This window comes from Dermabacter sp. p3-SID358 (assembly GCF_025147465.1).
Taxonomy (GTDB): domain Bacteria; phylum Actinomycetota; class Actinomycetes; order Actinomycetales; family Dermabacteraceae; genus Dermabacter.
Genome location: NZ_JALXOZ010000008.1, coordinates 84659 through 96912, shown reverse-complemented (window position 1 = coordinate 96912; position 12254 = coordinate 84659). Strand labels below are relative to the sequence as shown.

The 12254-nt window shown below is 62.3% G+C and carries 11 protein-coding genes; 3 read left to right on the top strand and 8 right to left on the bottom strand.

From position 1 onward, the window contains the following. Window positions 1-45: 45 nt before the first annotated feature. Both fbaA and M3B90_RS05360 read right to left on the bottom strand, forming a co-directional pair. Entirely contained in the window at window positions 46-1071 is a 1026-nt protein-coding gene (fbaA, locus tag M3B90_RS05365) for a class II fructose-bisphosphate aldolase (RefSeq protein WP_259888992.1), read from the bottom strand. 159 nt (window positions 1072-1230) lie between these two features. Further along, a complete protein-coding gene (locus M3B90_RS05360; protein WP_259888991.1) occupies window positions 1231-3240 on the bottom strand; it encodes a sensor histidine kinase in 2010 nt (669 codons plus the stop codon). A gap of 118 nt (window positions 3241-3358) precedes the next feature. Between M3B90_RS05360 and M3B90_RS05355 the strand changes: the two genes are divergently transcribed. Then, window positions 3359-4051, top strand: coding sequence for a response regulator transcription factor (locus M3B90_RS05355; protein ID WP_259888990.1), 693 nt, complete (start codon window positions 3359-3361; stop codon window positions 4049-4051). 6 nt (window positions 4052-4057) lie between these two features. Here M3B90_RS05355 and M3B90_RS05350 read toward each other — a convergent pair whose 3' ends face one another. The 4 genes from M3B90_RS05350 to M3B90_RS05335 form a co-directional block, all read right to left on the bottom strand. Next, the gene (locus M3B90_RS05350; protein ID WP_259888989.1) at window positions 4058-5137 is read right to left on the bottom strand and encodes an NAD(P)-dependent alcohol dehydrogenase; all 1080 of its coding nucleotides are present in this window, start codon (window positions 5135-5137) and stop codon (window positions 4058-4060) included. 106 nt (window positions 5138-5243) lie between these two features. Then, window positions 5244-5876 (bottom strand): TrmH family RNA methyltransferase, encoded by a 633-nt coding sequence (locus M3B90_RS05345; protein WP_259888988.1) that lies wholly within the window; start codon window positions 5874-5876, stop codon window positions 5244-5246. Then, the gene (locus tag M3B90_RS05340; protein ID WP_259888987.1) at window positions 5873-6538 is read right to left on the bottom strand and encodes a DedA family protein; all 666 of its coding nucleotides are present in this window, start codon (window positions 6536-6538) and stop codon (window positions 5873-5875) included. The genes M3B90_RS05345 and M3B90_RS05340 overlap by 4 nt, the downstream gene beginning before the upstream one ends. 69 nt (window positions 6539-6607) lie before the next feature. Next, window positions 6608-8497: a long-chain fatty acid--CoA ligase gene (locus M3B90_RS05335; RefSeq protein WP_259888986.1), complete on the bottom strand. Its 1890-nt coding sequence runs from the start codon at window positions 8495-8497 to the stop codon at window positions 6608-6610. Window positions 8498-8642: 145 nt separating this feature from the next. Here M3B90_RS05335 and M3B90_RS05330 point away from each other — a divergent pair, with 145 nt between their 5' ends. Beyond that, window positions 8643-9560 (top strand): neutral zinc metallopeptidase, encoded by a 918-nt coding sequence (locus M3B90_RS05330; protein WP_259888985.1) that lies wholly within the window; start codon window positions 8643-8645, stop codon window positions 9558-9560. A 27-nt stretch (window positions 9561-9587) separates the two neighbouring features. Here M3B90_RS05330 and M3B90_RS05325 read toward each other — a convergent pair whose 3' ends face one another. Further along, window positions 9588-10436 (bottom strand): SDR family oxidoreductase, encoded by an 849-nt coding sequence (locus M3B90_RS05325; protein ID WP_259888984.1) that lies wholly within the window; start codon window positions 10434-10436, stop codon window positions 9588-9590. Between the two features lie 49 nt (window positions 10437-10485). On the opposite strand from M3B90_RS05325, the gene M3B90_RS05320 reads away from it, so the two are divergent. Continuing rightward, complete coding sequence (locus tag M3B90_RS05320) at window positions 10486-11325, top strand: exodeoxyribonuclease III (RefSeq protein WP_259888983.1); 840 nt, start codon at window positions 10486-10488, stop codon at window positions 11323-11325. 43 nt (window positions 11326-11368) lie between these two features. Here M3B90_RS05320 and M3B90_RS05315 read toward each other — a convergent pair whose 3' ends face one another. Beyond that, on the bottom strand, window positions 11369-11929 hold the full coding sequence (locus M3B90_RS05315) for a lipopolysaccharide assembly protein LapB (RefSeq protein ID WP_259888982.1): 561 nt from the start codon (window positions 11927-11929) through the stop codon (window positions 11369-11371). Window positions 11930-12254 lie beyond the last annotated feature (325 nt).

The following is a 12254-nucleotide window of genomic DNA, read 5'->3' as shown; positions in this document are numbered from 1 at the left end:
TGAGGCAGGGGCACCTTCACTCACGTTCACTCACGTGGAAAATGATCACATTTTGTGGCCAGCCGAACGGAGGTTCTCGCACGCCTCCACGACGCGCTTCGCCATACCGGCCTCAGCCTTCTTGCCCCACGAGCGCGGATCGTACATCTTCTTGTTGCCGACCTCGCCGTCAATCTTGAGGACGCCCTCGTAGTTCTCGAGCATGTGGCCCGCAACGGGGCGCGAGAATGCGTACTGGGTGTCGGTGTCGACGTTCATCTTGATGACGCCGTTGTCCACGGCTTCCTGGATCTCTTCGATGGTCGAGCCCGAGCCACCGTGCATCACGAGGTCGAACGGCATGTCCTTGCCGTACTTCTCGCCAACGGCCTTCTGGATGTCGAGGAGGATCGACGGGGTGAGGCGCACGTTGCCCGGCTTGTACACGCCGTGCACGTTGCCGAAGGTGAGAGCGGTGATGTAGCGGCCCTTTTCACCAAGGCCGAGAGCCTCGGCGGTCTTGAGGCCGTCCTCGGGGGTCGAGAAGAGCTTCGACTCGTCGACGTCTGCCGAGTAGCCATCTTCCTCGCCGCCGACAACGCCGACCTCGATCTCGAGAATCTTCTTTGCCTCAACGGTCTTTTCGAGGAGGCGCTTGGCGATCTCGAGGTTTTCGTCGACCGGAACTGCCGAGCCGTCCCACATGTGCGAGGTGAAGAGCGGGTTGAGACCCTTGTTCACGCGCTCCTTGAGGTCCCATTCGATGAGCGGCTCAACCCAGCTCTCGAGGTTTTCCTTCGCGCAGTGGTCGGTGTGGAGGCCAACCGTGATGTTGTATTCCTCAGCAACCTCGTGGACAAACTTCGCAAGCGCGAGCGAGCCACGCACGCGGTTCTTCACAGTCGAGCCGGAGAGGTACTCGGCGCCACCAACGGAAACCTGGATGATGCCGTCCGACTCGGCTTCGACGAAGCCCTGGAGTGCGGCGATCGCGGTCTGCGAGCTCGACACGTTGATCGCGGGGTAGGCGAACTTGCCTTCCTTCGCGCGGTCGATCATTTCGTTGAACTGTTCCGGGGTTGCAACAGGCATATGTGCTCCTTCGAGTGGGGATCGCGGGCACCCGTGTACCTCGCAGATCCACGTTGCATTTGCCCTTTCATTCTTCCACACCTCACTCGGGACCCTTCCCCGTTCGGCCCACCCGCAGGATTTCGTGAGAGCTGGGCCACAGCAGGGTGGTGGGGTGGTTCAGGTTCCGACGGTTGCCTCCTTCTCGGCGTTCGGTATTTTCACGACAAGGCTGTAGGAGCCGTCGGAATTCTCTCCTGCGTTCACCGTTCCGCCGAGGGCATGGGCTCTCTCGCGAACCCCACGCAGTCCCATGCCGGAACCCGGAGCGGGTTCGGCCTTCGTGGGCGGCGCCGTATTGGTCACGTCGATGCTCGTGAGGAGCTCATCGGCGCTGAGCGTGATGGCGATGTCGCTTCCAGGGGCGTGCCTAAGTGCGTTCGCGAGCCCCTCTTGCGCGGCGCGGTAGAGGGCAAGTCCGACGGTTGCCGGGACCTCGGGGATGCCCTCTTCCGGCATTGCGAGGGCCACATGGGCACCGGCGTCGCGGGATTGTTCAACGAGAGCTTCGAGATCGCCGAGACCGGGCTGCGGCGCCGTTTGCGGAGCTTCCTCAGCATCGGTTCCGCGCAGCATCGTCAGCAGTGCGCGCATTTCTCGCAGGGCGTTGCGTGACGTCGACGCGATCGAGGCGAACTCGGCGCGCGTGGCGTCGTCGAGATCGGAACCCACGAGACGGTACGGCGCGGTTTGCGCCTGGACGCTGATCACGGACATCGAGTGGGCAACAACATCGTGCATTTCGCGCGCGATGCGCGCGCGCTCAGCAAGCTCCGCGCTCTCGGCTTTCGCTCGCTCCTGACGCTCTTCCGCTTCGCGCCTCGCATCCCTGTCGCGAGAGGCTGCACGCGCGGTTTCGGCGAGCCAGCGAAGGCCGTATCCAAGGGCAGCGGCCACGATCCACATGACGAGTGTGAGACCCAGAAAAAGGAGGCTCCACTGGAGAAACGGCACGGGGTCTTCGACATCCGAATAGGACCACACGAGCCTGATGATCGTGCCGGTCACGAGGATCGCGCTGAAGGTCGCCAAGGTGGCGACGCTTCGGCGGATATTTCGGTGCAGGCTCAGCGTGAACAGGGCGAGCGCCGCGAGAAAAATCGGCACGTCGGTGCCGGGCACGAAGGCTTGCGTGTAGAACTTCCAGAGGGTGATAGCGAGGGTCGTGGCATAGGAGGAAAGGAATGGAACCCACACGACGAGCGCACCGAGCTTCGGGCGCCGCACAAGGAGAATAAAGGCGATAGCCCATGCGAGGGCGAGCAGCCCGAGTAGCACTTCGCTCACGGGAATCGTGAAAAGGCCGACGGGGATGTCACGAGTCGGGATCTGATCCCACAGGTATCCCTCCCCGGAGATCGTCACGCGAATCGGGATGATGACGGCGATCGCCGCGGTCGCCCACCCCTTGAAACTGATTGTCGCGAACGAGTCACCATCGAGGATCTCGCGCACGAGGGTGTTCTCGATGCGCGCCGCACCGTGAAGTGTGAAGGGAAGAAGGACAATGAGCACCAGGCCCACGAGCACGTAGAGAACCGAGTCGAATAGCGCGAGTGTGCCCGCGTACGGCTCGAGATCGAGGCTCGGGTCGACCCCGAGTGCGATCGGACCGGCGATTCCCGATCGAGACGAGGGATCCGCGAGCGTCACCAACGGGAAAAATAGGCCGTACACGAGCGCGAGGATGGTTTGTGAGGTGAGAACGATACCAATGCTCACGCGCACCGTGTTCAGAACGAACGCTTCACTCACGTAATCGAGCCAAAGGCGCAGGTGTGTGAGAACGCGAAAATAATCGACAAGCGAGTGAAATTCGGGGACTTTCGTGCGTGGCTGCAGCATCTTTTCGCCCCGCCACACGTTAGAGCGGAGCCTTGTGAGATCCGCGGCGAAACCACCCGCGAGGAGGATTCCCGGCAAGAACAACAAGCCAATGAGGAGGAACGGTAGCGTGACCGCGCTCATGATGCCGAGCATGAGCAGGGCACCGCCCACGAGGAGCCCGAGCACGAGGCTTGGGAAGACGAACAGGAAGTCGCGGCCCAGTTGCCGTGCGTGCTCGCCGATTGGCGCCCTCGACCAAGGCGCGACGATCCGCTCGCCCCGCGTCGTTTCGGCTGTTCTCATGGGTTAACCCTAAAGCTCCTGCGAGAGTGGGCCATCCCCCTTGAGACCCGAGCAACGCCATACTTCAGGATGAGCTCGAACGCTCTCCCAAACATGCTTCCTCCCCTAGGCTTGAGGTATGAGCGAGAACTCCCCCATCCGCGTCGTCATCGCGGACGACCAGCCCATGGTCCGTGCCGGCTTCGAAGCCCTCCTTGCCGCTCAAGCGGATATCGACGTCGTTGGCACCGCCTCCGACGGGCGCGAAGCGATCGAACTTGCCCTCAAAAACCGACCCGACATCATCCTCATGGACATCCGCATGCCCAACCTCGACGGCCTTGCGGCGATGGAGGAAATCTTCCGCGCGGGCCTTGAACCCGCCCCGCGCATCATCATTCTCACGACGTTTGACGCTGATGACTACGTGTACACGGCACTCAGGGGCGGCGCGAGTGGCTTCCTGCTCAAAGACGCCGAGGTAGACGAGCTCGTCGACGCCGTGCGAAAGGTGCATCGCGGTGGCGCGCTCCTCGCCCCCTCCATCACGCGGAAAGTTATTGAAGATTTCGGAGCGTTTTCGCGAAGCCAGCGTCGGACTGACTCCGCCCTCACTCAGGCCATCATAACCCTCACGGATCGCGAACGCGAGGTTGCCCGCCTCGTCGCGAAGGGCCTCTCAAACGCGGAGGTGGGCTCCACGATGTTTCTCGCGGAGCCCACCGTCAAAACCCACGTGTCCCACATCCTGCAGAAACTCGGCCTGCGGGACCGTACGCAGATCGTCGTCGCGGCCTACGAGTCGGGGCTCGTAGAAGTCGGCGAAGAATAATCAGGTTTACGCCGCTTCGGCCTCGGCAACCTCGGCGTCCTCGAACGTCGCCGTATCGATTACGAAGCGGAAGTGCACATCGCCCTTGACAACGCGTTCATAGGCCGCGTCAACGTCGTTTACGCCGATCACCTCGATCTTCGCACCGAGGTTGTGCTCGCCGCAGAAGTCGAGCATGTCTTGGGTCTCGGGGAGCCCGCCAATGTTCGAGCCCGCGAGGACCTTGCGACCCCCTGTGAGAGCGCGGGTCGGGATCGGCATGCCCTCGGGTGGTAGGCCAACGAGCACCATCTTTCCGCCTGGCTTGAGCAAGTTCATGAAGTCCGGGAGGTCGAACTCGGCGCTGATCGTGTTGAGAATGAAGTCGAATTTGCCCTTGTGAGTCTCGAAGAAGTCCTCGTCCTCACCGGTCGCGAGTAGTTCCTTCGCGCCGAGCGCGAGCGCATCTTCTTCCTTCCTGCGCGAGCGCGAAATGACGCTCACCTCTGCGCCTTTCGCCGCGGCGATTTGCACGCCCATGTGGCCAAGCCCGCCGAGACCTGCGACCGCAACCTTCTGGCCCTCGCCAACCTCCCACGTCGCGAGCGGCGAGTAGGTTGTGATTCCCGCGCACAGGAGCGGCGCAGCGACATCAAAATCGAGAGAATCGGGGATGCGGCACACGAAGCGCTCGCGCACCGTGACCTTTTGCGAGTAGCCACCCTGAGTGACGGTCCCGTCTTCATCGATCGCGTTGTAGGTGCCGATCGCGCCGTTCAAGCAGTTGTTCTCGAAGCCTTTCTCGCACTGCTCGCATTCGCCGCACGAACCCACGAGGCAGCCGACGCCCACGCGATCTCCAACCTTGTATTTCTTCACGTCGGGGCCGACGGCCTCAACGACGCCCGCGATTTCGTGGCCAACCGCGAGGGGGAACTTCGCGGGCCCCCACTCATTGCGAATCGTATGGATGTCGCTGTGGCAAATGCCCGCGGCCTTGATGTCGATGAGAACATCGGTCCCCTGCGGCTCACGGCGCTCAATGTTGACGACCTTGAAGGGCTCTTTCGGGCCGGTCTTTTGGAGTGCTTTCACGGTAATGCTCACGGTGTGCTCCTAACCATGGATCGGGTTCTCGGCAGCTTGGGCCGTTGCCTTTTCACCCTACTGCGCAGGTCATATTCGATCCTGACCACGACGGCGCTAAGCGAGGCTAGCGCGTGAGTCCGCGCGGAACCTCGACGTGCTGCGTGATCCACGTGTGCATCACGATCGCCGCGGCATGCCCAACGTTGATCGAACGTGTGCTGCCAAACTGCGAGATGCCGACCGTGAGGGCGGCTGCCTCCAGGAGGGGTGCGGAGACTCCGCCGCCCTCTTCGCCGAAAACGAGCACAGCGTTTTCGGGAAGGCGCGTGTGCTCAAGCGGAACGGCGCCCGGAACGATATCGACAGCGACCACGGCGCGGTCGTTCTCGCGGGCCCACGCGAGAAAATCCTCGGGGCCCTGATGGTGGAACTCATGCTGGTAGCGGTCAGTCACCATCGCACCGCGACGATTCCAGCGCTTCTTGCCGACGATGTGGAAAGCTGCGACGCCGAACGCGTTCGCCGTGCGCACGATAGAGCCGATATTGAAATCGTGGTCGATGTTTTCGATCGCGACATGAAGCTCGTTGCGGTGGTGCGCATCGAGGTCGGCGATGATCGCCTCCCGGCGCCAGTACCGGTAGCGGTCGGGAACGTTCCGACGGTCGCCTGCCTCGAGCAGAGCCGGGTCAAAATGCGGCTCTTTCGGCCACGTCCCTTCCCACGGCCCAACACCGACCTCGCGATTAGCGGTCATGAGTTGATGCTGTCGCTAGTCTTTACGGCGTCGTCGGGATCGGGAAGGCCGAGCTTTTTTCGGCGACGTTCACGAAGAATGAGCTTCACGAAGAAGTAGAGCACGACGAGAATGACGAGGACGTAGCAGACCTTGGAGAAGATGTCCGTGTAGGGCTCAATCACGTGCCACTGCGTGCCGAGGAAGTAGCCGAACGCGAGGAAGATCGAGTTCCAGATCGCACTTCCGAGGGCCGTGAGCAGTGTGAACATCGGAAGTTTCATCGCAAACATGCCCGCGGGAATCGAGATAAGCGAGCGAATGCCCGGGATGAAGCGTCCGAAGAACACCCCCTTCATGCCGTGCTTATCGACCCACACGTTCGTCTTTTCGTAATCCTCGACGTTGATGAGCGGAAGCTTGATGAAAAGGGCGCGCGTGCGATCGGGCCCGAGGATGCGGCCGAGGCCGTAGAGGATGTATGCGCCAAGCGTCGAGCCGATCACCGACCAGATAAGGAGCACCCAGAACGAATGTTCGCCGGTGCCCGCGGTTACACCCGCGAGCGGGAGGATGACCTCTGAGGGGATCGGCGGGAACACGCATTCGAGCAAGAGGAGAAGCATCACACCGATGCCGCCCATCGAGCCCATCACGTTGATCGCCCAATCGACAATGTTCACGTAGGGGACCCTTCCATTGGTGCGTAGTCCCGAAAGTACGCGGGACTGTCCAAGCGTAGATGCTCGAGGCTAGTCGCGCTTCTTCTTGAGTTTGTCTTTCACGGCACCTTCACGCTTCACGAGTTCGTGGATCGAGGGTTTCGGTGCCTTTTCGTACAGTTCCTCGACTGCGGCCTTGGCCTTTTCAAGGAAGGCGGCGCGACGAAGTTTGAGCGAGGGGGTCACGAGATTGGGATCGGAGAGGTTCGCCTTCACAAGCGCGAACTTCTTGATCCGCTCCGTGCGCGACACGTCAAGGTTCGCGTTCTCGAGATACGGAAGAATCTCCGCAATGAGCTTGGGGTTTTCGATGATCTCGATATCATTGCCGCTGCTATCGCCTTCCTCCGACTGCTGGATGAGAAGCGCCGTGAGATAAGGGCGATCATCCCCTACTGCAACCGCGTAGGCCACGCTCGGGTGCTGCTCGACAGCCCCCTCCCATCCGGCAGGCTCGATCGTCTTGCCGCCCGATGTCACGATCACGTCCTTGGAACGCCCCTTGAGTGTGAGATGGCCGCGGCTATCGAGGCTTCCGAGATCGCCGGTGCGCAAGAAACCGTCGGAATATGCCGCCGCCGTGTGCTCGGGGTTCCTGTACCCCGGAGAGACCCCCGGCCCCTTCGCGAGAAGCTCGCCCTCATCGCTGATGCGGATGGTGGTGCCGGGGACGGGAACGCCCACGCTTCCCGCGGTCAGGTCACCGGGACGATTCGCGGCGATCGGGGCGGTAGTTTCCGTGAGGCCGTAGCCTTCGATGATGGGGATGCCGAAGCCGCGAAAAGCGAGCGCGAGAGAGGGGTGAAGTTTCGCGCCGCCACACAGGATGTACTGGATATTTCCGCCAAGCAGCGTGCGGATCCTGCGATAAAAGAGACGTTCGTAGAGGGCGCGCTTCGCAGCAAGGCCGAACGGGAGCTTCGGGCGCTCGCTCTCGTGGAAGCCCTCCCCAATCGTGCCGATCCGCACCGCGGTCTCGCGGGCATCGTGCCACACGCCGCCGAGGCGCTTTTTCTCTGCTTGCGCAGCCACGGCGTTGAGAATCTTCTCTAGCACTCGCGGCACGACCATGACGAACGTCGGGCGGATCTCCGTGAAGGTGGGGATCACTCGCGACGTATCCGAAAGGTGAGCAACCCTCATGCCGAGCGCAAGGCAAATGAGCTGCACGCCGCGCGCGAGCACGTGCGAAAGTGGGAGGAAGAGGATTGTTGAGCCGCGCTCGTTCAGTATCTCACCGTGGGACACGCCGATGTTCTGGAGCTGGGCAACAAAGTTGCCATGCGTGAGCTGCACGCCCTTGGGATCGCTCGTGGTGCCCGAGGTGTACACGATCGTCGCCACATCCTCAAGCGCGCGGGAGGTACGGGCGCTCTCGAGTTCGGCATCGTTGACGATCGTCTTCGGCTCAGTTGCCGCAAGATCGCGCAGACACTCATAGCCGTTTACCTCCTCCATCGTCCACACGCGATCAGCGCTTCCAAGAGCCCCGGCGAGGGCTTCAGCCTGCTGCGCCGTGCCGGCAATGGCGCGCATCACACCGGCATCCTCAACGATTGCCTCGACCTGCGACGGTGCGCTCGTGTCGTAGATCGGGACAACGATCGCACCAGCCCACAGCGCGGCAACGTCACTGAGAACCCACTCGTACCGCGTGGGGCCCATGATCGAGATCGCATCCCCCGGTTTTATGCCCGCGGCAATGAAGTGACGAGCGAGAGCACGCGCAGAATCGAAAAACTCCTTGGTGGTCACATCGCGCCACATGGTTGATCCCGCGGCGTCGGTGCCGCCCGGGACTTGAAAGGCAACGTGGGAGGGTGCCTCGCTCTCGCGCTTGAGGAAGAGGTCGGTGAGACGCTCGACGCCGTTCGGTTCAACGAGCAGTGGGCTTGTGTATTCGCGCAAGGAAGCGGGCATGAAAGAGGACTTTCGCGTCGGATACGGGACCGTAGGCTACGGAGCCGTAACCAGTCTAAGGGGTTGGTAGCACCCCTCACCTTAGAGACCGCGAGCGCGGCACGACTCCAGGGGAGAATCCGGGCTAAAACGATAGATTAGGTGCATGACCTTCAACCCCAATGCCGAGATCCGCTCCGACAACACTCGCCGCCGGTCCGGCGGCGGCGGAGGCATGCGCCGCGGCGGTGCGATCGCCCTCGGAGGCGGCGGCCTCGGCACACTCGTCATCGTGATCGTCCTCCTGTTCCTCGGCGTTGACCCGTCGATGCTTCTCGGTGGCGGCCAAGCACCTGCCCCAAGCTCGCAGCAGCAGTCTCAGCAAGGCTCCGTTCTCGAAGAATGCCAAACCGGTGCCGACGCGAACAACAACGACGACTGCCTCGTGCAAGCGACAGTCGAATCGGCCGACTCTCTATGGGAAGGCGAGGCGAAGGGCTCCGGATTTCAGTTCCAAGAGCCGCAAGCGGTCGTGTTCACCGACTCAGTCAACACCGGTTGCGGCCCCGCCACCTCCGCGACGGGACCTTTCTATTGCCCCGCCGATTCCACCATTTACGTGGACACATCGTTCTACGAGCAGCTCAGCTCGCGCTTCGGAGCGAGCAGCGGCCAGCTCGCGAAAGCCTACGTCGTCGCGCACGAGTACGGGCACCACATTCAGAGGCTCGACGGCACGATGGAGCGCATCGACCGCTCGGGGACCGGCCCCGATTCAGATCAGGTGCGCCTCGAACTTCAGGCCGACTGCTATGCGGGCATGTGGGCGCACCACGCCGCGACCACGGTAGATGAGGACGGCAAGGCGATGCTTCAGCCCCTCACCGACAACGATGTCGACGACGCCCTGAGCGCCGCAAGCGCAGTTGGCGATGACCACATCCAGGGCGAAGTTGCCGGGGGCGAGGTCGTGCCCGACACCTGGACGCACGGCTCTTCCGCGCAGCGTCGCAACTGGTTCGTGAAGGGGTACAACGAAGGCACCTACAAGGCCTGCAACACGTTCGCTGTAGATCGACCGTAGTGAGCTGCCCCCGAAGCCTGTGCGGGGTCACTTTTCCCGACGCCTGCGCAGCAACCTCTCGAATGCTGACTTGCGCGCCGCGGCGCGCTCAACTTTGTGAACCCGAACCTTGTTCATAGCGTGCGCGATCGCTTCGCTCTGAAGCGCTCGCCTGAGCGCCTTTGGGGTTGCTCGTTGAAGGGCTCCGGAATTGTACGCGAGCGACGGCACCGAAACAACCTCGCCAGACGCGACGTCCTTGAGGGCATGTTGCACCACGAACGGCGCCTTGAGCCACGTCACGCGCGGTGCGCCATCCATGTTGACGGCGGCGTTTTGATGACTCTCGGTGTGCACAAACCCCGGGATCAGCACGGTTGCACTCACGCCCGTACCTTCGAGCTCTTGCGCGAGATACTCCGTGAAAATCACGACCCAGCTCTTCGCCGCCGCCGAGAGGTTCGTCGCGGTAAAACCTGCCATAGACGACACGTTGAGAATCGCGCCTGAACCCTTGCGTGTCATCGCCGTTGCCGCGGCGTGCGCAAGAATCAATGTCGCGCGCACATCGAAATCAATTTCCTCCAAGAACTCCTCGATCTCGCCTTCGAGGAAAGATGCACGGACCGAATGTCCGGTGTTGTTCACGAGAAGACCAATCGGCTCCACTGGGTCGAGGATGCGGCGTGCCACGCGCTCGACATCGGCCTTGACCGACAAATCCGCCGGAAGAATGCTCACTCGGGCTCCCGACACCGCTTCAATTTGAGCGGCGACTGCTGCGAGACGGTCTTCGTTTCGAGCCACGAGCACGAGGTCGTGGCCACTGCCCGCGAGTTGCCATGCGAATTCGAGACCAAGGCCGGAGGTTGAGCCTGTGACGAGCGCGAGATTCATGCCTTAAGCGTATCCACGCGAGCCTTCGTGCACCCATAGGATGGGACACATGCGAATCGCCACTTGGAACATCAATTCCCTCCGCGCACGCATGCCTCGGCTCCTCGAGGTGATCGACAGGCGCAAAATCGACGTCGTCGCACTCCAGGAGATCAAGGCCAAACCCGAGCAGCTGGACCTCAGCGGCCTCACAGAACGCGGCTTCGAGGTCGCTGCCCACGGCCTCAACCAATGGAACGGCGTTGCTCTTGCCTCGCGAGTGGGGATTCGCGAGATACGCCGAGAACTCCCCTCCCTTCCCGCGTGGGGCGAGGGAGAAGACGCGGTCGTGGAAGCACGCGCGATCGGCGCCGTCGTGGGGGAAACGGCCCGAGATTCGAGGCCAATCGAACTGTGGAGCCTCTACGTCCCTAACGGGCGCGAACTTGACCACCCGCACTACCCGTACAAGCTCGGCTGGCTCGAAGCGCTGCGCAGCTACGGTGAGGCGCGTCTTGCTAGCAGCGGTCCCGGCGAGGATGCCGGCAAGTGCTCAGCGACGCTCTTCGCCGGAGACTTCAATGTCGCCCCCACCGATGCCGACGTGTGGGATATGGCGGCGTTCGAGGGCAAGACTCACGTGAGTGCGCCCGAACGCGAGGCCATCGCCGCCATCGAGAACGCGGGCTATGTCGACCTCACTCGCGACTGGCTCGATGCGCCGGGCACCTACACGTATTGGGACTACAAGGGCCTCAAGTTCGCAAAAAAGCAAGGCATGAGAATCGACTTTCTGTTCGGCTCACCCGCGGTGCGGGCGGCCACGACAGGGGCGATGATCGACCTCGAAGAGCGCGCGCAGGAATCCACGAGTGATCACGCGCCCGTGATCGTCGATATCCACCTCTAGGGAACGCCGCTCGGCCGGCGAGCGTCGGAACCCCCAGGGGCGCTCATGAGCGCCGCCGTGACCTGTGCTGGATCTCAAGCATGTGCTGGGTCCGCGACATTGCCGCCATGCTCGAATCGATCAAACTCGAATCGGCACCCGTGAAAACTCGCAACTCGTAAGCCTGCGCGAAGGCTCTCAGGGCAAGGTCGTAGTGGCCGGCTGCAAAAAGTGCCTTGCCGAGATGCTGGTGAAGAACCGCCTCCCACGACGTACCGCGGCACTCGTCAAGTAGCACACGATAATCCGCGATCGCGCGATCGGTTTCACCAAGGTCGCGGTGACAGTCGGCGAGGATTGCGCGCAAGCGAATCGACGAGGGGTGCTCGCTGAGGATGACCTCGCAGCGCTCTCGAGCCGCCGCGGGGTCCCCGCTCCACAGCGCCTTGATTACGTCGCGCGCATGATCGTGGGCAAATTCGCGATCGAATGCCTCGCCGTCATCGATCACCGGACGCAGCGTCATGGGGTCGATGTGCCATCCTCTCCGCTCACCGAGGACGGAAGCCTCGTCAATCGACTGCTCGGAGGGTAGCGATTGGCGGTTAAGGGTTGCGTTATGCATGGCGCGTTCCTCCTTCGTAAGTGGGGCGCGGCGACGACCATCAAAGCCGAAGGGCGGGGGATGCAGGGGTGAGGAAAGCGAATCGGGCCAAAAAGGAGGCGCCCTTGCGAGCGCCTCCCCGGGGCCGATCCGGGATCAAGCGTGCAATTGGTGGTGCGGTACCCGTTTTCGGCGAATCCACACCGGTCCGAACGTGGACCACTCGCACGTGGGTTTCGAATCATTCCCTTGCTGTGTGATGTCCCCCACTCTATATGGGTGATGTGCGCCACGCAACCCATTGAGGGAAGAAAGCTCGACGGATCGTTTCCGCCTCACATCTGCG

What these genes read in the sequence shown, in the direction of transcription:
- fbaA (WP_259888992.1), bottom strand. Translation starts at nt 1,071, where the DNA reads ATGCCTGTTGCAACCCCGGAACAGTTCAACGAAATGATCGACCGCGCG.
- M3B90_RS05360 (WP_259888991.1), bottom strand. Translation starts at nt 3,240, where the DNA reads ATGAGAACAGCCGAAACGACGCGGGGCGAGCGGATCGTCGCGCCTTGG.
- M3B90_RS05355 (WP_259888990.1), top strand. Translation starts at nt 3,359, where the DNA reads ATGAGCGAGAACTCCCCCATCCGCGTCGTCATCGCGGACGACCAGCCC.
- M3B90_RS05345 (WP_259888988.1), bottom strand. Translation starts at nt 5,876, where the DNA reads ATGACCGCTAATCGCGAGGTCGGTGTTGGGCCGTGGGAAGGGACGTGG.
- M3B90_RS05335 (WP_259888986.1), bottom strand. Translation starts at nt 8,497, where the DNA reads ATGCCCGCTTCCTTGCGCGAATACACAAGCCCACTGCTCGTTGAACCG.
- M3B90_RS05330 (WP_259888985.1), top strand. Translation starts at nt 8,643, where the DNA reads ATGACCTTCAACCCCAATGCCGAGATCCGCTCCGACAACACTCGCCGC.
- M3B90_RS05325 (WP_259888984.1), bottom strand. Translation starts at nt 10,436, where the DNA reads ATGAATCTCGCGCTCGTCACAGGCTCAACCTCCGGCCTTGGTCTCGAA.
- M3B90_RS05320 (WP_259888983.1), top strand. Translation starts at nt 10,486, where the DNA reads ATGCGAATCGCCACTTGGAACATCAATTCCCTCCGCGCACGCATGCCT.
- M3B90_RS05315 (WP_259888982.1), bottom strand. Translation starts at nt 11,929, where the DNA reads ATGCATAACGCAACCCTTAACCGCCAATCGCTACCCTCCGAGCAGTCG.